Source organism: Bryobacter aggregatus MPL3, assembly GCF_000702445.1.
Classification (GTDB): domain Bacteria; phylum Acidobacteriota; class Terriglobia; order Bryobacterales; family Bryobacteraceae; genus Bryobacter; species Bryobacter aggregatus.
The window spans coordinates 1,114,270-1,134,648 of record NZ_JNIF01000004.1; the positions used below are offsets into that span (position 1 = coordinate 1,114,270).

18 protein-coding genes are annotated in these 20,379 nt (G+C 57.8%); 14 read left to right on the plus strand and 4 right to left on the minus strand.

The annotated features are described in order from the left end of the window. The first annotated feature begins 6 nt into the window (after nucleotides 1-6). The 4 genes from M017_RS0124560 to M017_RS0124575 are packed head-to-tail and all read left to right on the plus strand — an operon-like array spanning nucleotide 7 to nucleotide 3,803. On the plus strand, nucleotides 7-1,059 hold the full coding sequence (locus M017_RS0124560; RefSeq protein ID WP_080508145.1) for a M48 family metallopeptidase: 1,053 nt from the start codon (nucleotides 7-9) through the stop codon (nucleotides 1,057-1,059). A gap of 27 nt (nucleotides 1,060-1,086) precedes the next feature. After that, complete coding sequence (locus tag M017_RS28315) at nucleotides 1,087-1,851, plus strand: RidA family protein (protein ID WP_051670833.1); 765 nt, start codon at nucleotides 1,087-1,089, stop codon at nucleotides 1,849-1,851. 22 nt (nucleotides 1,852-1,873) lie between these two features. Continuing rightward, the gene (locus M017_RS0124570) at nucleotides 1,874-3,178 is read left to right on the plus strand and encodes a homoserine dehydrogenase (RefSeq protein ID WP_031500894.1); all 1,305 of its coding nucleotides are present in this window, start codon (nucleotides 1,874-1,876) and stop codon (nucleotides 3,176-3,178) included. A 37-nt stretch (nucleotides 3,179-3,215) separates the two neighbouring features. Then, nucleotides 3,216-3,803 (plus strand): hypothetical protein, encoded by a 588-nt coding sequence (locus tag M017_RS0124575; protein ID WP_031500895.1) that lies wholly within the window; start codon nucleotides 3,216-3,218, stop codon nucleotides 3,801-3,803. 185 nt (nucleotides 3,804-3,988) lie between these two features. Here M017_RS0124575 and M017_RS27140 read toward each other — a convergent pair whose 3' ends face one another. The 3 genes from M017_RS27140 to M017_RS0124595 form a co-directional block, all read right to left on the minus strand. Continuing rightward, complete coding sequence (locus M017_RS27140; RefSeq protein ID WP_051670834.1) at nucleotides 3,989-4,780, minus strand: hypothetical protein; 792 nt, start codon at nucleotides 4,778-4,780, stop codon at nucleotides 3,989-3,991. Further along, entirely contained in the window at nucleotides 4,780-5,940 is a 1,161-nt protein-coding gene (locus tag M017_RS0124590) for an N-acetylglucosamine-6-phosphate deacetylase (RefSeq protein WP_031500897.1), read from the minus strand. Before M017_RS0124590 ends, M017_RS27140 begins: the two co-directional genes overlap by 1 nt. Before the next feature lie 229 nt (nucleotides 5,941-6,169). Further along, nucleotides 6,170-7,105, minus strand: a complete 936-nt coding sequence (locus tag M017_RS0124595) for a branched-chain amino acid transaminase (RefSeq protein WP_031500898.1) — start codon at nucleotides 7,103-7,105, stop codon at nucleotides 6,170-6,172. Between the two features lie 24 nt (nucleotides 7,106-7,129). Between M017_RS0124595 and M017_RS0124600 the strand changes: the two genes are divergently transcribed. The 9 genes from M017_RS0124600 to M017_RS0124640 are packed head-to-tail and all read left to right on the plus strand — an operon-like array spanning nucleotide 7,130 to nucleotide 18,995. Then, nucleotides 7,130-8,482: a M48 family metalloprotease gene (locus tag M017_RS0124600; protein ID WP_080508146.1), complete on the plus strand. Its 1,353-nt coding sequence runs from the start codon at nucleotides 7,130-7,132 to the stop codon at nucleotides 8,480-8,482. A gap of 2 nt (nucleotides 8,483-8,484) precedes the next feature. After that, a complete protein-coding gene (locus tag M017_RS0124605; protein WP_031500900.1) occupies nucleotides 8,485-10,830 on the plus strand; it encodes an ABC transporter permease in 2,346 nt (781 codons plus the stop codon). After that, nucleotides 10,830-11,429, plus strand: coding sequence for an HAD family hydrolase (locus M017_RS0124610; protein ID WP_031500901.1), 600 nt, complete (start codon nucleotides 10,830-10,832; stop codon nucleotides 11,427-11,429). The genes M017_RS0124605 and M017_RS0124610 overlap by 1 nt, the downstream gene beginning before the upstream one ends. Before the next feature lie 8 nt (nucleotides 11,430-11,437). Continuing rightward, a complete protein-coding gene (locus M017_RS0124615; RefSeq protein WP_031500902.1) occupies nucleotides 11,438-14,032 on the plus strand; it encodes a valine--tRNA ligase in 2,595 nt (864 codons plus the stop codon). Next, the gene (gene nadC / locus M017_RS0124620; protein ID WP_051670835.1) at nucleotides 14,022-14,861 is read left to right on the plus strand and encodes a carboxylating nicotinate-nucleotide diphosphorylase; all 840 of its coding nucleotides are present in this window, start codon (nucleotides 14,022-14,024) and stop codon (nucleotides 14,859-14,861) included. Before M017_RS0124615 ends, nadC begins: the two co-directional genes overlap by 11 nt. Beyond that, the gene (locus M017_RS0124625; protein WP_080508148.1) at nucleotides 14,858-15,565 is read left to right on the plus strand and encodes a biotin--[acetyl-CoA-carboxylase] ligase; all 708 of its coding nucleotides are present in this window, start codon (nucleotides 14,858-14,860) and stop codon (nucleotides 15,563-15,565) included. Before nadC ends, M017_RS0124625 begins: the two co-directional genes overlap by 4 nt. Before the next feature lie 2 nt (nucleotides 15,566-15,567). Then, nucleotides 15,568-16,344 (plus strand): type III pantothenate kinase, encoded by a 777-nt coding sequence (locus M017_RS0124630; protein WP_031500905.1) that lies wholly within the window; start codon nucleotides 15,568-15,570, stop codon nucleotides 16,342-16,344. Continuing rightward, the gene (locus M017_RS0124635; RefSeq protein WP_031500906.1) at nucleotides 16,325-16,984 is read left to right on the plus strand and encodes a hypothetical protein; all 660 of its coding nucleotides are present in this window, start codon (nucleotides 16,325-16,327) and stop codon (nucleotides 16,982-16,984) included. The genes M017_RS0124630 and M017_RS0124635 overlap by 20 nt, the downstream gene beginning before the upstream one ends. Before the next feature lie 10 nt (nucleotides 16,985-16,994). Further along, a complete protein-coding gene (locus M017_RS0124640; protein ID WP_031500907.1) occupies nucleotides 16,995-18,995 on the plus strand; it encodes an LssY C-terminal domain-containing protein in 2,001 nt (666 codons plus the stop codon). Here the strand turns inward: M017_RS0124640 and M017_RS0124645 are convergent. Next, on the minus strand, nucleotides 18,986-19,618 hold the full coding sequence (locus M017_RS0124645) for an RNA polymerase sigma factor (protein WP_080508149.1): 633 nt from the start codon (nucleotides 19,616-19,618) through the stop codon (nucleotides 18,986-18,988). The genes M017_RS0124640 and M017_RS0124645 overlap by 10 nt on opposite strands. Before the next feature lie 96 nt (nucleotides 19,619-19,714). Between M017_RS0124645 and M017_RS0124650 the strand changes: the two genes are divergently transcribed. Further along, nucleotides 19,715-20,371 (plus strand): helix-turn-helix domain-containing protein, encoded by a 657-nt coding sequence (locus M017_RS0124650; RefSeq protein ID WP_080508150.1) that lies wholly within the window; start codon nucleotides 19,715-19,717, stop codon nucleotides 20,369-20,371. Nucleotides 20,372-20,379: the final 8 nt, after the last annotated feature.

The window sequence follows — 20,379 nt, forward strand, 5'->3', positions numbered from 1 at the left end:
GCCACAATGAAAATTTTGTCCTTTTTTCTGATCCTCGGCCTCGCCTTTGGGCAGGACGATACCACAAGCAAAGAGTCCTCCACCAAAGATTCGAAGCCGAAAAAAGAAGAGAAGAAGAAGACCAGCAAAAAGAACCCGGACGATATCGGCGAGCGTGATGTCGGCAAGGGTGTGAACTGGTATTCGATCGAGAAAGAAATCGCTCTCGGTAAAGGGCTCGCACAGGACATTGAGCGTTCCGCCAAGATTGTTGACGATCCGGTGATCTCTGAATATGTGAGCCGCCTGGGTCAGAATCTGGTCCGGAACTCGGATGCAAAGGTTCCGTTCACGATTAAGGTTGTCGATTCCGAAGAGATCAATGCCTTCGCCCTTCCTGGCGGTTTCTTCTTTGTCAATACCGGGCTGATCCTCGCAGCCGACACAGAAGCTGAAGTTGCCGGCGTGATGGGACATGAGATTGCTCATATCGCAGCCCGGCATGGCACCCGCGGGGCCACCCGTGGCCAGATCGCGAATCTGGCTACCATTCCGCTGATCTTCATGGGCGGTTGGGCTGGCTTCGGAATCCGGCAAGCAGCACAGGTCATGATCCCCGCAGGCTTCCTCTACTTCAGCCGCAGCTTTGAGCGTGAAGCGGACATGCTGGGTTTGCAGTATATGTATAAGGCCGGATACGACCCTGGCGCCTTTGTCGACTTCTTTGAAAAACTGCAGGCCAAAGAGAAGCGGAAGCCGGGGACGATCTCGAAAATCTTCTCGTCGCATCCTCCCACCGATGACCGCGTGACCACGGCTCAATCCAATATCCAATCGATGCTCAAGGAACGTCCGGAATACGTGGTGACCACCAGCGAGTTCCAGGATGTGAAGGCACGGCTGCAGTCGATGCATAACCGTCGCAAGCTGGATCCGCAGGATCCGAACCGGCCGCGTCTGCGCCGCAAGCCTGGCGACGGCACCACGACGGTCGAAGACGAAAATGGGAAGAAGACCAAGACGGATGAGGACGAGCGTCCAACCCTAAAGCGCCGGCCTTCCGATAAAGACGACAAATAAACAACCGTTCCGTATAGAGTAGAGAGGATGCGCCTAGCCCTGCTTGCCGTCCTCTCTTTTTCTATTTCTGCCCAGGAGATCAAACCGTTGTTTCCGGCTACAGGTCCCAAGCCAGTTGGGCCTTACTCTCCCGGCATTGCAGTGGGTGAGTTTGTATTTGTGTCCGGGCAAGGCGTTCTTGATAGTGCGGGCAAGCGGCCCGCCGATACGCGAAGCCAAGCGATCCAGTGCATCAACAATGTTCGGAACATCCTGAAGCTCGGGCATCTCGATCTTGCGAACATCTTCTCCTTGCAGATCTATTTGACCGACAAATCGCAGGAAGCGATTGTCGATCAGGTGCTGAAGGACAGCTTCTCAGGCAAGGTGCCCCCGCATTCCCTGCTCTACGTTCCGAAGCTTCCGGTGGAAACACCGCTCGAGATTACCGCTTACGCACACAAGAACAAACAGAGCGGCGAGCTGGAAGCGCCCTCTCTCGAGCAGGCGGCGGGCTGTAAGGCGTCCAAACAGTTTGTGCAGTGTGGAGTGGAAGTGGCAGCAGGAGGCGCCGATGTGGAACAACAAACTGCAGCCGTCCTGGGAGCCCTCGATGCGCGCTTGAAGCTCCATGGCAGTTCTCTGGCGAAGGTGGTGGCAACGAATGTCTACCTGACAGACATCTCGGAATTCTCAAAAATGAATGCCGCCTATGCCAGTTTCTTTCTCCTGCGCGCGCCCACCCGGACGACCGTACAACCGTTCTCGATTTCTCGCGGGCGCGTGGCCATTAGCGTTGTCGCCAGCAAATAGGCCTGCGTTACCCTAGAGGTTCATGCAACCCGTCCGTATCGGTATCATTGGCTCCGGCAATGTAGGCGCAGGCACCCTCGAAATCCTTTCGAGCAATGCCGCCGAACTGCAATCGAAGCTTGGTTTTCCGCTTCAAATCACCGCTGTTTCCAGCCAGAACATTCTCAACAAGAAGGTGTCTCACATTCCCGCCGGCGCGCGCATCACTGCGGACTGGCGCGAAGTGGTCTTTGCCGATGACGTCGATCTTGTTTGCGAGCTCATCGGGGGAACGACAACCGCACTGGAGATCATTCGTGCGGCGCTGAGCGCGGGCAAGCCCGTGGTGACGGCGAACAAGGAATTGATGGCCCTGCAGGGTTCCGATTTGCAGGCGCTCGCCACTGCGCACGGCGCCACCATCCACATGGAAGCGTCGGTTGCCGGTGGAATCCCGATTCACTCCGTGTTGCGCGAAGGAATCTCGGCCGATTCGATTGTCGGCTTCTTCGGCATTCTGAACGGGACTTCGAATTACATCCTGACAGAGATTGAGGCCAAAGGCAGCGCCTTTGAAGCTGTGCTCGCCGATGCGCAAAAGCTAGGCTATGCAGAGGCGGATCCGACAGCGGATGTGGAAGGCTATGACGCCCGGTCGAAGCTTGCGCTGCTCGCCCAGATCGCATTTGGACAGAAGGTGTCTCCAACCGATATTCTGTGCGAAGGCATCCGGCGGATTACGCCTTTTGATTTTGAGTATGCCCACACGCTTGGCCATACGATCCGTCTGGTCTGCGCCGCGCGCAAGACTCCGGCGGGTCTCGCACTGTCAGTACGGCCGACTTTGATTCCGAAGTCGACGATTCTTGCGAGCGTGCTTGGCGCCTATAACGCGATCTGGGTTCGCGGCGCGGCAGGCCAGGATACCTTCTATTACGGCCGCGGCGCGGGCCCCTTGCCCACCGGCGTCGCCGTGGTCAGCGACATCATGCGGGCCGCTCGCGATCTCAAGACCCAATCCGTGCAGCGCTGCTCGCCGTTCAGCTTCCTGCAACTGCGGCAGGAAGCGCTCGCCTCGAGCGACGAGTTCACCTCCGGATACTATTTACGTTTCCGGGTGCGCGACACCACCGGCATCATTGCCGCGCTGTGCAAGATTCTCGCCGAGAACGGGATCTCGATCGATGCCGTGCTGCAGTTGCCGTCGGACGACAAATCGAATCTGCCCTTTGTCATTACGGTCGAGCACGCTCGCGAGGCCAATCTCCGGAATGCCTTGAGTGCAATGTCTTCCTTGGACTTCCTGGTAGAAGAACCGCTGGCCCTTCCCCTCGAAAAGGGTGTTTAAACAAGGGATCGGTGCGTGCTGGTACCATGATCAAGCAATGTGGAAATCACTTCCGAACTGGCTTCTTCTCTTTGCACTGGGCGCAGCTCTCTCGCACGGTGCAGTCATCGCTGAAAATACGGTAGGTACCAACCATGCCGAAGTGTATCTGGGGCAATCCTTTACAACTCCTGCGGATGGCCCCTGGACCAACATTTCGGTCAGCTTTGGGACGCTCAGCGGCCCAGCAACCCCAACCGGAACCCTCTACATCTTCACCAGTGCCTACACCGGAACACCTCAAGATTTGAGCGGGGCGTCTGCGCTCGCCCAGACCAATACGATCGTCGGATCGGAATGGGTGTTCAGTCCCGGCTTTACACTGCAGTCCAATCAGCAGTACTTTCTCTTTCTGGACAGCTTAATTGTAGTGGCCGGCTCGCTGGGAAATCCTTATTCCGGCGGGAATGCCTATTTTTCAAGCGACGCCCAACTGGCGTTCTCGAGCGGTGGACTGAATGATGCCATCTTTCAAGTCTCGGGAACAAACGAGGCTGTCGTGGTTCCGGAACCATCTCCGTTTGCCACTGTCGCAACTGTACTGGTGGGAATCGGCCTGGGACTCCGGCAGCGCTCGCAATCTTGAGGTCCAAACGCTAAGTTTCGCTCCAGCATATTTATCAAGCAAAACAAGAAAGCCTATTTTGTAATGAAATAGGCTTTCTTGTTCTCATTCTCGTGTTCGTGCTCCGCGTAGCCCTGACTGCGGAGAATCGTTTTCGTCTCCCAACCTGTTCCGGTGTCTGGAAACAAAATCGCGCGGCGGAAGCGCTAGAAGAAAAGCGGCTTCTTTGCCACTGCCTGGAGGAAGGTGAGAAAGAAGGCGAGGTAATGCAGCGCGGCCAGAATGAAAATTCCCGCAGTGGCGCCGAGTTCGCCCAGCCAGAAACCAGCCAGCGGCAAGACCTGCAAGCCATGGAGTCCAATGAAGTGGGCGATGCGCAAATCGCCCGCTTCTTTGCTCCAGTTCAGAACTGGGATCCCCGCACTGCCGTCTGGCGCACCCAGTGTATGCGCCTGGCGGAATACCATATAGCCGCCCTCGATACTGGCGAGTACCGCAAGCAACGCCCCGAGCCTGCATCCCCATAAGGCCGCCGCTGACAGCGGCGCCGGCTTTACGCAAAACCACCAGAACAGAATCGCGATCAGCACCGTGTTGGTGATGATGAGAACTCCCATCACGGTGAAGACCGTCGCGTCCAGACCCGTTGCCGCATTGAAATGACTTCTGACTCCGCGCGCGGCCTGGGTCACAATTGCGACGTTCTCAAGCAAGATCAGAATACTCGCACCGCCCCCGAGAAGGGATTGCGCGAAGGCTGAGGCTTCCACATAGTTCAGTAGCCAACCTAAGGTCCAGAGGTAGAGGCCACTCGAGATCAGAAATTTTGCGGGTTTGAGCCAGATGTTGACACCCAGGAGTTCGCGGTGGTCAAAGCGCATCGCCACCAGAACCACAGCCAGCACGGCAAAGTGGAGCAGCCCAACCCAGGCGCAAGTCTCGTTGCCCTCACGGACTCGCGCAAAGATAACCAGCGGATTGAGCGTCCAGACTCCCATCAGTTTGGATTTTCGTAGACCAGGCGGCCGGAGAGCCAGGTGCGGAGAATCGTAATCTCTTTGGTCGTGTGGTTGAGGCGGAACTCGATGAGGTCGCCGCGATCTCCCGGGTTGAGTCCGCGGATGCGGCTGCCCACACGTCCTGCACGGGCAGCGTTGGTCGTTGCCATGGTGACCGCTTCGCGCAGCGTCAGGCCACCGAGACGCATCAGGTTAGAAACGCCGACGTGCATCTTCAGGGCCGAGCCGGCTAGCCGATTGCCGTCGCGTAAGGTGACCTTATCTCCTGGATGCAAAGTGACTTCCACTTCGCCGAGCCGATAGTCGCCCGGAGCGCAGCCTGCGGGCATCACAGCGTCCGTGACAATCACGCTGCGTTCGATGCCCTTGGCCCGCAGGGCGACCTTGAGAAAGCTGGGCGGCAGATGAATGCCATCGACGATAAAGCTCGCGGTGAGACGGTCTTCGGCAAGCTGCTCCCAGATGTAATTCGGGTGCCGCGGGAGTACGGCGTGGGCGCCGTTGCCGAGGTGTGTCGACATCGTGGCTCCGGCAGAAACGGCATCGAGAATCTGCTCGCGGGTGGCCTTCGTATGGCCGATGCTCACGACAACTCCACTACTGACCACCTCTTCAATGAACTTGGCGGAACCCTCGTATTCGGGCGAAAGCGTGAGCAGACGGATGTGGCCTTCAGCAGCGTCCTGCATCCGGCGCCATTCTTCGATGTGAGGCGCACGGGCTTGGAGCCGGGGGTGGGCACCGCGAGGGCCATCTTCGGCAGAGATGAAGGGGCCTTCGGCATGGATCGCTTCGAAAGCTTCGCCCTCAGGCAGCTCGCGCTTGGCACGGGCCAAATTGCGGAGTGCGCCTTGCATATCCGCCTCGCTCCCGGTGATGACCGTGGGATAGAGACGCGCCACCCCAGTAGCAAACTGCTCCCGGATGGAACGGGCGATTTCTTCGAGCGAGGAATGCGGAGAACAGTAGTCAACGCCCGCAAAGCCGTTCACCTGGAGATCGATGAAGGCCGGAGCAATCCAGGTGTCGATTCCTTCGGGAACAGGAAAAAGTTCGCTGACAGACTCAATGGCAGCAGCGAAGTCGACGCGAACGGCGTCGCCCGTTCGGTAGTCGAACCCAAAACATTTTGTAGACATTCCGTTTTATACACACCTTACTGACAGCATGTGGCTGCTAAGTTGAAGAAAACTATGGAGAAAAAACCGGTGCAAAAACATGGGAGCCGCGTAGTTTGTCCTTGCCAGAGGAGCTACGCGGCTGTAAAACTAGATCCAGATCGTCGCTGCTCGCTGACGGTTGTTGGAGAATCTCGGGGGAGGTGGCCAACAAGTGGAAGAGAGCAGCGAGCCGATCTAAACCCCCTTCCTAAACGGCGATCGGTTGCGGCACCGGTGTGAGCCAACCGAATTCATCCGGCAAGCTTCCATTCACAATTCCAAAGAACTTGGACTGGATCTTTTCCGTGATCGGACCGCGGCGGCCTGCGCCGATGGTGATGCGATCGATGCTGCGGATCGGCGTAACTTCTGCTGCCGTGCCTGTAAAGAAGACTTCGTCGGCAACGTAGAGGAACTCGCGCGGAATGCCAGTCTCGATGACCTGGTAGCCAAGGCTCTTGGCGATCTTGACGACGCTGTCGCGGGTGATGCCGGGCAGAACGCTGGTGGCGAGGGAAGGCGTATAAACAATGCCGTCGCGCACAGCAAAGATGTTCTCACCGGAGCCTTCGCTGATCAAACCATTGACGTCGAGAGCGATGCCTTCGGAGTAGCCGTTCTCTTTGGCTTCCATGTTGATCAGTTGTGAGTTGTTATAGTTGCCAGCGCTCTTGGCAAGAGCAGGCAGAGTGTTGGGGGCCATGCGGTTCCAACTGGAGACGCAGACGTCGACGCCCTGTTCCATGGCTTCCGGACCGAGATACTTGCCCCACTCCCAGCAGGCGATGTAGCATTCGGTGGGGTTTCCGGTGCCATTCACGCCGATGACACCATAGCCGCGAAGTACGATCGGGCGAAAGTAGCAGCTCTTCATCTTGTTCACTTGAACGAGTTCGACCATGGCGCTCGCAACCTGCTCCTGGGTGAACTTGCTCATGTCCATCCGGTAGACTTTGGCTGAGTCGAAGAGACGGCGGACGTGTTCGTTCAAACGAAACACGGCAGGGCCATTCTTTGTCTCATAGCAACGAACGCCCTCGAACACGGCACTCCCATAACTGACGACGTGGCTAAGGACGTGAATCGTCGCGTCTTGCCAGTTGATCAGCTGTCCGTTGTGCCATATTTTTTCGGTGGGCTTCATGGGATTATTATATCTTCCAAGCCTATGCCCACTCGTAGCCTACTCTCCGTTTTGCTTTGTTCGACCCTGCTTGTTGCGCAAAGCAGCAAGCTGAAAGACATCAAACCTGGCTGGAATCTTTTCTCGAAAGATCAGGATGTCCAGATGGGAAAAGAGTACTCCCAGCAAATTGAACAACAGTTGGATGTCCTGCCAAACGGCCCGCTCAATGACTATGTGGCGCGGCTCGGGAAAGTGATCGCAGCACAGCCCCAGGCGGGTGGTTTTCCTTACACCTTCAAAGTGGTCAATGAGCCGAGTATCAATGCCTTCGCCTTGCCAGGAGGACCGATCTATGTGCATTCCGGCATTCTGTTGAATGCAGAGAATGAAAGCCAGGTGGTTGGGGTGATCGCGCACGAAGTTTCTCATATCGCGCTGCGGCATTCGACCAATCAAGTCACCAAGAGCAATGCACTCCAGATTCCGGCCATGATCGCAGGAGTGTATGGACAGATGAAAGGTGGCATGATTGGAACGCTGGCGCAGTTGGGTGTTGGATTGGGCGCCAATAGTCTGATCATGAAGTTTTCGCGAACGGCAGAAAGCCAGTCCGATCTGTTGGGCGCCCGCATGATGTCGCAGGCCGGATACAACCCGATCGAGATGGCACGCTTCTTCGAAATTCTGGAACAGAAGTATGGCAAAGGTGGTTCGCAGTTCTTCTCCGATCATCCGAACCCTGGCAATCGCGTCAAGGCCGTGAGCGAGGAGATCACCTTACTGCCACGCAAGGATTACACAGCCGACACCGGGCAGTTTGAAAGGATGAAGATGCTGGCCAAGCAGTTGCCGGCTCCGAAGAAGAAGACAGCAACGGCCGGCGGCGGACAGGTGCCCAATCAGCCTGCACAGAACTCCGATGGCACGCGCACCTGGACCGGCGATCGATTCCGGGTGAATTATCCGGGCGACTGGGTGGGCCTCGGGGAGCCGAATAGCCCTTCGGTGACGCTTGCGCCACGCGAGGGAATCAAGCAGGAAGGCAACTCCACACAAATCGGGTTAGGCGTGATCATCTCGCAGTATCAGGACGATGATGGAAAGTTCGATTTCAAACAAGACACGCAGAAGCTGATTGCCCAAATCCAGCAGCAGAATGCATCGATGAGCCGCAATGCACCGCAGATCAATCAGAACTCGATCAATGGCCGGAAGGTCTATGTCACGAGGCTGATGTCCAAGTCACCACTCGATGGGGGCAATGAGATCGATACAGTGGTGACGATGGAACATCGCGGCGGGTTGGTCTACCTGGTGTTCATTGCTCCGGAACGGGACATGAACAACCTGCAAAAAAATTTTGATAACATCGTCAACTCTTTTACGTTATTGTAGGCATGGTTTCAACCACGCTCCGCCAATTGCGGCGTTCCCCCAGCTTCACTGTCTTCAGTATTTTGATCCTCGCACTCGGAATCGGGAGCGCTGTTGCGATCTTTAGCGTCGTCAATGCCCTCATTCTGAGACCGCTTCCCTACCCGCATAGCGACAAGATCGTTCGAGTGATGTACAAGGTGCCGCAGCGCGGGCTGCGGCGCAATGTGTCAGGGCCGGACTTTATGGATTGGAAAGCCCAGGCACAGTCCTTTGCCGCCATGGCGGCCTTCAATGGCGGAGAGATGGGTGTTACGGTGAATGGACGCGGGATCTTTCAGGAACTGTACTATGTGACTCCGGATTTCTTCCAGGTCTTTGAGGTGCAGCCGAAGCTCGGAACTCTTCCTGATGCCCATTCGGCCGTGATCGGTTCCGGGTTCTGGAAGCAGCATTTTGGAAGCTCTCCTGCGGCGCTCGGACAAACGCTGAAGATCGATCAGAAGCTGTACACGATTGCGGGCGTAATGCCGGATGAGTTTGCGTTTCCGGCCAAGGCGGCCGTGTGGATCTTAACCGACAGCGACCCGGCCACCCAGAACCGGACGGCAAACAACTTTCGCGCCGTGGGCCGTCTGAAGACCGAAGTGAATCCCGAGAGCGCACAAGCGGAACTCGATACAATTGCCGCCCGGATTGCCGCCCAGTATCCTGGCTCACACAAAGACCGTGGCATTGGGATGCTGCGGATCCAGGACGAGATTGCGGCGCCTTACAAGGACACGCTCGCGCTGCTATTTGGCGCCGCTGTGCTGATTCTGCTGATTGCGTGCGCGAATGTCTCCAGCTTGACGCTGGCCAAGGTGCAGGCGCGGCAGCGGGAGTTTGCCGTGCGCGCCTCAGTGGGCGCCACAAGTTCGAGGATTATCGGACAGGTGGTGCTCGAAAGCCTTGCCATCGGACTGAGCAGCGGCGCGGTGGGGATTCTGCTGGCGGTGTGGATGATCCAGGGCATTGCGTCGCGCTTTGCCGCGCAGATCGACTGGCGCGTCGTGGCTTTCGCCGCATTGACAGCGACGCTGTCGAGCCTGCTCTTTGGGCTCTATCCGGCCTGGAAGGTTTCGCGCGTGGACCTCTCTCTCGGATTGAAATCCGGCGGACAGCGCGGGATGGTGGGCGGTGGCAGTGGCTGGTTCCGTAGAGGACTGGCAGCGGGACAAGTGGCGATTTCGCTGGTGATGTTGTGCGGCGCGCTCCTCCTGGTGCGCAGCATGTCGCGGCTGATGACCGTCGATATGGGGATGGACACAAAGAATGTTCTCGTCAACTACATGCATGTTCCGGCCGAGAAGCTGGAAGGCTATCTCGCTGCAACCCAGACCTTCCGTGAGGTGCTGCGTGAGTTGCGCGAATCTCCCCAGGTTGCCTCGGCCAGCGCGATCATGGGCATGCCAACGGGCAAGTACGGATCAGATGGCTTCTATTCGATTGCGGGACAGCCGACGCCGAAGGATCTGAATCAGGCTCCACAAGCGGGCTTTCGCGTCACAGCACCTGGCTTCTTTGAGACGATGCGAATTCCGCTGCGCCAGGGCCGCGACTTTACGGACAACGATCGATTCGAAGGGCAGTTCGTCGCGATCATCAACGAGAGCCTGGCCAAGCAAAGCTTCCCGGGCATGGATCCGATCGGCCGGCAGATCATTTGCGGCTTCGATAGCCCGAAGCCAATGACGATTGTTGGCGTGGTAGGCGATGTGCGGCATAACGGACTGGCTGCCGAGCAGCGAGCGGAACTCTACATGCCGATGCAACAGCACCCTTATCATTCGAATGAACTGCAGGTGGCGATTCGGGCCAAGGGCGACGCGGCTCCGCTCGCGGAGCTGGCACGGCAGGTAGCGGCGCGCCACAATCCGGACATCGCCGTGGAGTCGTTGACTCTGGAATCGATGATTGCCGAGAGCGTGGCCGCTCCACGGATGCGCAGCCTGCTCTTGACGATCATGGCGGGCTTGGCGCTGGTATTGGCCGCCGCTGGACTCTATGGCGTGCTCGCTTTCCTGGTGTCGCAACGATTGCCGGAGTTTGGATTGCGGGTAGCGCTGGGAGCTCGGAACACGGACATTGTGGCGCTGGTGTGGAAAGAAGCAGGTCTGATTCTGGGGATCGGGTTCGCCGTCGGCGCGGTGCTCGTGTGGGGATTGGGCAACTTGATTCGCGGCTTCCTGTTTGGAGTGGAGGCGAGAGATCCCTGGAGCGCAGCGGTGGCGACACTCGTGCTGGGAGCGGTCGCTTTGCTGGCGGCATTGATTCCATCGCTCGGTGCAACTAAGGCCGATCCGATGACAGTGCTACGTTCGGAATAGTGAAGTTTGATGCTATTTTGTTCGATTTCGACGGAACCCTCGTCGACAGTGAACCCATCCATTATGAGTGCTGGCAAGCAGTACTGAAGCCATTTGGCGTCTCGTTGAGCTGGGAGGAGTACTGCCGGAACTGTATCGGCGTCTCCGACCGGAAGATGATTCAGAATCTATCCGCAGAAGTGGGGGTTGAGTTCGACGCCCTGTACGCGCAGTATCCCGTCAAGAAGGAGATGCTGCGCGACAAGATGCTCGCCAACCCGCATATGCCTGCCACAACGCGGGACTTGTTTCGAGAACTGCAAGGCTGGCGCATCGGACTGGTGACTTCCAGCTTTCGTCTTGAGGTGGAGCCGGTATTGCAGACCCTGCACCTGGACAAGCACTTTGAAACGATGGTATTTGGAGACCAGGTGGCGAATCTGAAGCCCCATCCGGAACCCTATCTCGAAGCGGCGCGACGGATGGGTGTCAGCAATCCATTGGTGTTTGAAGATAGCAACGCCGGGCTGACCAGTGCGCGCGCCGCAGGGTTTGAAGCCATTCACGTCGCAAAGGCTGAAGATCTGGCCGGGTTATTGCGTGCCCGCTTGTTAAACTGAGAGCTTCCATGGAATTTGAAAAGGTCTACGAGCCCCAGCGCTTTGAGTCACGCTGGGCTGAGTGGTGGGTGGAGTCGCGTCTTTACGCGGCTGACAATACGAGCGAGAAGCCTGTCTTTTCGTTGTGCATTCCTCCGCCGAATGTCACCGGCAATCTGCATATGGGGCACATGCTCGAGCACACCATGATCGACATGGTGGTGCGCTGGAACCGGATGAGCGGCAAGAACACGCTCTGGCTTCCGGGAACCGACCATGCAGGCATCGCCACCCAGATGGTGGTGGAGCGCCAGATGGCGCAGGAGGGCCTGACGAAGAAGGACCTGGGCCGCGAGAAGTTTGAAGAGCGGGTCTGGCAGTGGAAGGCAGAGTCTGGCGGCAACATCGTACGTCAGATGAAGACCGTGGGCGTCAGTTGCGACTGGACCCGCGAACGCTTTACGCTCGATCCCGGTCTCTCCCGTGCCGTGCGCGAGGTCTTCTGTGGGCTCCATGAGCGCGGGCTGGTCTATCGCGGCGAGCGGATGGTGAACTGGTGCCCGAGCTGTGGCACCGCGCTGTCTGACCTCGAAGTGAAACATGAGGAGAGCGAAGGCAGCCTCTGGCACATTCGCTATCAGGTGGTGGGCAGCGAGGAGTATCTGACGGTCGCGACGACGCGTCCCGAAACGATGCTCGGCGACACCGCTGTCGCCGTCAATCCCGAGGATGAACGCTACCAGCACCTGCGCGGCAAGATGGTGATGCTGCCGCTGATGAACCGCGAAATTCCGATCGTCTTCGATGAGGTGGCCGATCCGAAGTTTGGCACCGGCGTCGTCAAGCTGACCCCGGCGCATGATCCGAACGACTTTGAAGCCGGTCAACGGCACAAGCTCGCTCGCATTCAGGTGATTGGCGAGGACGCGAAGATCACGACCAATGGTGGCGCCTATGCGGGTCTCGATCGCTTTGCGGCGCGCAAGAAAATCGTTGAGGACCTCGAAGCCAGCGGCGCGCTGGTGAAGATCGAGCCGCATCACTTGAGCATTGGCCGTTGCGAGCGCTGCCAGACGATTGTGGAGCCGCTGGTATCGAAGCAGTGGTTTGTCCACATGAAGCCGCTGGCAGACAAGGCAATTGCCGCCGTCGAGGAAGGCCGCACGACGATCGAGCCCGAGCAGAGCCGCACGGTGTTCTTCCACTGGATGCGCAACATTCGCGACTGGTGTGTGAGCCGTCAGCTTTGGTGGGGCCACCGGATTCCGGCCTGGCATTGCGGCAACTGTAAAGAAGCGACGGTGGCGCGTGAGACGCCAACCGAGTGTGCGCATTGCAAGAGTACAGACCTCACGCAAGAAACCGATGTTCTCGATACCTGGTTCAGTTCCGGACTCTGGCCCTTCTCGACCCTCGGCTGGCCGGACCAGACCGCCGACCTGAAGACCTACTATCCAACGACGCTCATGATCATGGGCTACGAGATTCTGTTCTTCTGGTGTGCGCGCATGATGATGCTGGGCATCGAGTTCATGGGCGATGTGCCGTTCCAAGCCGTTCACATTCACGGCATTGTGCGGGACGCCAAGGGCAAGAAGATGTCGAAGACGCGTGGCAACACGGTCGATCCCCTCGAGATCACCGCGAAGTACGGTACCGACGCGGTGCGCATGGCGCTGCTGACCGCTTGCACGCCCGGATCGGACATCCTTTGGACCGAAGACAAGCTGCCCAGCTCGCGTGGCTTTGCCAACAAGATCTGGAATGCCACCCGCTTCCTGTTCCTCAACATGGAGCGGGTGGGCATCGAACCTTATGTACCGACTGAGGCCAAGCCGCTCTTCCTCGAAGAACGCTGGATCCAGTCGCGCCTGAATGCAGCGGCGAAGACCTGCAATGAGGCCATCGCGGCGAATCGCTACCACGAGGCGGCGCAGACGATGTGGCACTTCTTCTGGGATGATTTCTGCGATTGGTACATCGAACTGGTGAAGCTGCGCTTCAACGATGAAGAGAACCGGGCCAGCATCTGGGCGAATCTGCTGGCCACCTATGAGCGTGCTCTGCGTCTGCTGCATCCGGCCATGCCCTTCCTCACCGAGGAACTGTGGCAACGCCTGCGCAACGACACGATGCCGATGAGCATTTCGCTGGCTGCCTATCCGCAGTATGACGAGGCGCTTTCTGATGCCGATGCAGAACGGCAGATCGCTCTCTTGCAGAACGAGATTCGCCGCGTTCGCAATGAGAAGGCCGAGAAGAAGCTCGACCCGAAGGCGGAACTCGAAGGCACCCTCACCGGCAGTGGCGAAGATTTCGACACGCTGGCTGCGAATCTCGAATGGATGCGCAAGCTGGGCGGCGTGAAGCTGTCGCTGGTGGATGGACCGAACGGCTACACCGTTGCGTTGCAGGCCCCGGCGGGCCAGGAAGAGGCGCAGCGCAAGCGTCTCGAGAAAGAAATCGAAGGCCTCGAGAAGGTGATCGCCAACACGAAGCGGCAGTTGGGCGATGAGAAGTTCATCGGCAAAGCCCCGGCTCATATCGTCGATGGCATGAAGGTAAAGCTCGCCGACTATGAGGTGCAGCTGCAGAAGAATCGCGAGGCGCTCGATGCCCTCTGATTGGCTGCATCCGGAGATCTACGACGTCGTCGAGCGGGCGCTAGCCGAAGATATCGGCTCGGGCGATATCACGACGGAACTGACCGTGGGACGCGAGCGTCTGGCGCGTGGCAAGTTCTATGCGCGCGACGAGATGGTGCTGGCCGGCATTGAGCTGTTGCCGCTGATCTATGAGTGCCGTGGCGGTGTGAGCCGTCTTGAGCTGAAGGTCAAATCAGGTACCCGCTGTACCGATGGCGATTGCATTGCGGAGGTGGAAGGGCTTGCTGCCACCTTGCTCGAGTGTGAACGTACAGCGCTGAACTTCATGCAGCGCTTGAGCGGCATTGCGACCCTGGCATCGAAGTTTGCCGCCGAGGTGGCCCATACTTCCTGCAAGGTACTCGATACGCGCAAGACGACGCCGGGCCTGCGCCGCCTGGAGAAGTTGGCCTCGGCCGCAGGTGGGGTAACCAACCATCGGATGGGTCTGTTTGACGCGATTCTGATCAAGAACAATCACATCGCCGCGGCAGGCGGGGTGAGGCAGGCTCTCGCCGCTTCCCTGCCCAGCGGTTTGCCGGTGGAAATCGAAGTGCGTACCCGGGCCGAGTTGGACGATGCTCTGGCCGGAGGCGCTCCGAAGTTGCTGCTCGATAATCTGACGCCGGCCGAGGCACGCGAATGGGTGGACTACGTTGCGGGCCGGGCGAGTTGTGAGATCTCGGGCGGCGTAACGCTCGAGACCGTGCGCGCTTATGCGGAATCGGGCGCAGACTTTGTGTCGAGTGGCGCGATCACGCATTCAGCCATCTCCAAGGACCTCAACTTCCGCCTCGAACTGTTATGAGTGAGGTGCACTGGTATGAGTCTCTGCCGTCGACAATGACGGAAGCGGCTCGGCTCGCGCAATTGGGCGCGCCCTCGGGAACCGTGGTTGCCGCACGCGAACAAGTGGCGGGACAGGGCCGGCAGGGGCGCGATTGGGTCAGCGAGAAGGGTGTTGGACTGTATGCCACCTTCATCCTCCGCGTGTCGGTACAGGCCGCGGACCTGCCCTGCCTGACGCTGGCCTTGGGCTTGGCGGTTGTCGAAACACTGACGAACCTGAGTGGCTTGAGCCTGGATATTCGCTGGCCTAACGATGTGCTCTGGCAGAGCAAGAAACTTTGCGGGATTCTGGCACGCCTGGAGCATGGAGCCGTACTGGCTGGGATTGGCGTGAATCTCAATCAAACGGAATTTCCGGAAGGCTTGCGGACACCAGCCACTTCACTGCGGATGGCAACAGGCCGGAGCTTTGTCGCGGCGGAAGTGCTGGAGGGATTGCGTGGTCCGGTCCAGAGCTTTGTGGCTTTGCGACGGGATGAGATTCTCCGCTTGTTCACGCAGGCGTCGAGCTATGTCAGCGGACGGCGCGTGAGCGTGGACTCCGATGGTCACATGATCTATGGTGTGACGGACGGCTTGGATGAATTTGGATTTCTGCGAATCCGGAAGGAGAACGGGATGCGAGAAACAGTGCTGGCCGGCAGTGTTCGTCCCGTGGACTGAGCATGCTTTTAGCAATTGATGCGGGCAATACGAATGTGACGGTGGGGGTCTTTGATGGACCGAATATCATCGCCAGTTGGCGGCTCCGGACCATTCGGGAGCAGACGGCCGACGAGTGGGGGATCAATCTGCGGAGCCTGTTTCGCGTCGGCGAGTTGGATGCGCGCATCATCACGGGAGTTGCCATTGCGAGCGTCGTCCCGCCGCTCGATCACCAGCTTGCCGACGTTGCCCGCCGCTACTTCCGCTGCGAAGCATTATTCGTCAGCATAGATGCGGAACTGGGTATGCAAGTGTTGATCGACAATCCTCGCGAGGCGGGAGCGGACCGGCTTGCCAACGCGGCAGCAGCCTATCAGAAATATGGGGGCCCCTGCGTGGTGGTTGACCTCGGAACCGCCATCACCTTCGATGTGGTGAACGCCGCAGGGAATTTCACGGGCGGGATCATTTGCCCAGGAATCGGGATTGCAATCAGCGGCTTGTTTGAGAAGGCAGCGCGCCTGCCGTTGGTGGATTTTCGCGAACCCAAGCAGTTGATTGGCAAGAATACCGTCGATTGCATCCAGAGCGGTTTGTACTATTCGACCATCAGCGCGATTGATGGGATTCTCGATCGGCTGACGGCGGAGCTGGGGCCGGAGACAAAGATTGTCGCAACCGGCGGGCAGGCCAAACTGATGGTGGGCGGGTCCAAGTATCTGCGAATTGTTGATGAGGACTTGACGCTCCATGGCGTACGAGTGATTTGGGAGCGGAATGCCAGAAGAGCCGTTTAATTACTTCAATTACTTCACCGAGATCGAGGAGCGCTTCCAGGTGGCTCGCGGAACCGGCTTCTTTCTCCTATCCCCTCTGGATTGGGCGCTCATTGAGAGCTGGAAAGATGCAGGGATTCCGCTCGAGGCCGTGCTGCGTGGAATCGATCGGGCCTTCGAGAAGTGGCGGGCCAAGAAGAGCAAAGGCCAGATGGTGAATTCCATCGCCTATTGCTCCCAAGCCGTCATGGAAGAGGCGAAGCGTGCGGCGACGCCGCGCGATGCGGTGGCAACCGAAGCTCCCTTTGGCGACGAGGAGTTGCGGCAGCATCTGACGGGAGCAGCAGCAAAGTTGCCGGTTGGCTTTGAAGACGTAGCCGAGAGCTTGCGCATCTTGGCTGCCGATGTCTTGCACTGGCTCGACAAGTTGGAAGAGTTGGAGCAGCGCCTGGCTTCGCTCGAAGAGAAAATGGTCGCCATTGCCCGTAGCCGGCAGAGCGAAGAGAAGATGCTTGAGGCGCGCCAGCAACTCGAAGGACAGTTGAAGCCGTATCGCGGCAAGATGAGCGCACCGGAGCTGATGTTAATTGAACGTAAGTTTCTGGATCAACGTCTGCTCGAAGAGACGGCCCTACCACGCTTTAGCCTTTTCTATCTATAAACTTAGAGGTATGCGGTTCCTCTTGGTCCTGATTTTGATGGCAGTGCTGTGCCCGGCACAAACCGTAACGGTTTCAGCAGAGCAACGATGGGTGGACTCTGGAGTTACATTAGGGCGCGGCGATCGCTTTGTGATTGAAGCGAGCGGAGAATTGACACTGAAGGGCCAGAATGGCGCGTCTGAAACCAGCACGCCCGCGGGCTTGGCGCGTGGGTTTCGGGATCTGCTGCGCATTCTGCCATTGAACTCCTCCGGCCGCGGTGCACTGATTGCCCGGATTGGCGATCGCGAAACCTCACAAGCCTTCTTTGTCGGCGCCTCGAAGGACGGCAACTCGCCCTTTGAAGGCAAGCTGTTTTTCAACGCCAACCTCGGCGCCAATGAGAAAGGCACTGGAACTTACACGGTGAAGGTGACCGTCACCAAAGCAGCGGTGGTCGAAAAAACAGCGGCGCCGGTGATTGAGATGACCCAGGCCCAGTTGGACTCGACACCCTTGCGCGTGGTGGACGCTGAAGGCAATGAAGGCGACCGCGTCAATTTCTTCATTATTGGTTCCGAAGCGAGTGTCTTAAGCGCACTCAAAACTGCGGGTTGGGTGCAAGTGGATAAGAGCGTTCGCGATTCCGTGATCAACGCGATTCTGCTCAGCATGTCGAAGCAGGCCTATATCACCATGCCGATGAGCGAGCTGATGATGTTTGGCCGCACGCAGGACTATGGCTTTGCCCATGCCGTTCCGTTTGTGGTGGTCGCGCAGCGCCACCACTTCCGCATCTGGAAGGCTCCCTTTCAGGCGAATGGGACAGATGTCTGGGTAGGCGCCGGGACCCACGATATCGGCTTTGAACGGGACCAGCGCAACAACGGGATCACCCACAAGATCGATCCCGAGACCGACAAAGAGCGTGACTTCATCGGACAAACGCTGATGGAGAGCGGCATGGTGATCAAGCAGGTTTACATGACGCATGTGAACCCGGTGAAAGAGGCCAAGACGGCAACCGGCGGCAGTTTTCATTCCGATGGCCAAACTCAGATCACCTATCTCGAACAGACAACCAATGCGTCGGCCACCCGATTTGCCAACTACTTCTGCAGCGTGTTGGCAACGAATCCCGATGGGGGCCAATGGGGGAATTGCAGCGATTACATCGAGACCCAGCCGGATCAGAAATTGAACTTACCTCCGATGTCCCAGGCCTATCGGGTGGTTGTCGTGCCCGGGATCTTCTCCAGTTGCGCCTCCGATGCCCCGGCGTTTGAGCAGGCCCGCAACTACCTGAAAGAGAAGCAAGGGGTTGAGGCGGCACTGCTCAATATCCCCAACAATTCCAGCGAGGACAATGCAAAGACCATCGCCAAGTATCTGCGCGAGGAGTGGGCCAAGGACCAACGAAAGTTCATCCTGGTGGGCTATTCCAAGGGTACCCCGGACATCCAGACTGCGCTGGCGACCGAACCGGAGATTCGGCCAATGGTCGCTTCTTTCATCAGTTTTGCCGGCGCCAGCGGCGGATCTCCTGTTGCCGATGCGCTGCCCGCAAAATTGAGCGATTTACTGGGAAAACTGAACGGCAAGGGCGGTTGCCAGGGAGATTTGAGCGATGGCTTCAAGAGCCTGTCCGTAGAAAAAAGGCGGCACTTCCTCGCGGAATATCCCGCACCCTTTGTCCCCACTTACTCCATGCCAGCCGTAGCCGACAAGGATAAGGTCTCAAAAGCCATGGTCCAGAGTTGGACGCTGCTCAATAGCTTCTCCTCACGGAATGATGCGCAGTTGAGTGAGGTGGACGCCATCATTCCTGGATCGACCTATCTCGGCGCGGCGCGAAGCGATCATTTTGCGCTGGCCTTGCCACTCGAGAATATGCAAGGGGGGATCCTAAAGACCTTCCTCGATAAGAACTCCTACCCGCGCGCCGCTCTTCTTGAGAGCGCTCTGCGTCTGGTGCTGGATGATCTGAAGGCTCCTGCGCCCGCACCGAAGAAGTCGATTTTTCAACCCTGAGCCGTCAGCAGCGATGCCGCCCCGAGCCGGGACTGGTGCCGGGAAAGCCGAATCCGCAATTCCTGGCGCGCACGCAGGAGACGGCTTTTGGCGGCGGCCACACTGATGCTGAGGAGATTGGCGACATCTTGCATCGGAAGCTGGTTCACGTCGCGCAGGACGAAAACATCGCGAAGAAGAGGTGGAATCCGGTTAATCTCACTCCGCACAACGACAGCAACCTCTGATTTCCCAACCGCTTGTTCCGGATTGAGTCCTTCATCCCGCAACTGAAGACTGACCACCTCATCGCCAATGAGGAGGTCGTCGATATAAAAGAGCCGTGCCCGTTTCGCCTGCCGGAGCCGCATCAAGCATTGATTAACGACAATACGCGCCAGCCAGGTGGAGAACTTCGCCTCGCGATTGAACTGATCGAGATGCTCGAAGGCCTTCCAGCAACCGTTCTGGACTTCGTCCTCCGCATCGGAGCGATCCCGCAGAATCGAGAAAGAAAGCTTTAAGCAAGAGTGATAATGCCTTTCGACTAACTCGGCAAAGGCAAGATGATCCCCGAATTTCGCGACATCCACCAGGTGCTCATCTTCGATTCCGATGAAAGCTTGTCGACGATTTTGAATCATGTTAAAATCCTCAAAAGTCTGAATGTAAGCACTAGGGACGACTTTAACAGCGAGTTTCGCTCCCAGGCAGGCGCGGGTGAAGTTGATTTTAGTCTGATGAAAAATCTAGCCAGTTTCGACAGCGTGATTGAACCGAGCCTAAATGCGGCTGAAAATTCCGAGAGCACCATTCGCCGAATCCTTTCTGCGTATGATCTCGGGAACAAACTGCGGCAACTGCGGCTAAAAAAGAAGATCGCACTCGTCGACCTTGGGAAGCATACGGGATTGTCGGCATCGATGATCTCTCAGTTGGAGAATGGCAAGCTGGTTCCGACTCTGCCGACTTTGGCACGCATTGCGATGGTTTTTGATGTGGGCCTTGAGTACTTTTTCACGGAAAAGAAGCGGAAGTGCTTGTTCAGTATCGTGAGAGCAAAAGAGCGGATGTTGTTTCCAGAACGCTCGGATTCTCCCACGCCAGGCTACTTTTTCGAATGTCTGGCCTTTTCTGCGTCGGAGAAGAGTTTGCAAGCTTACCTGGCCGAGTTTCCGTCCCGGAAGACAGAAACCGTGACCGAGCACGTCCATGAGGGCTCTGAGTTCATCCATGTTCTTGCGGGCTCGGTCCAGATCCGGTATCAGGAGGAAGACCATATCCTCCACGCAGGCGATAGCGTTTACTTTGACCCAACGGCCCCCCACTCCTACCGCGGGGTCGCCGAAGACGAGATTTCGAGAGCAATCGTCATCACAACCCCACCCCGTTCCTAGCTAATTGG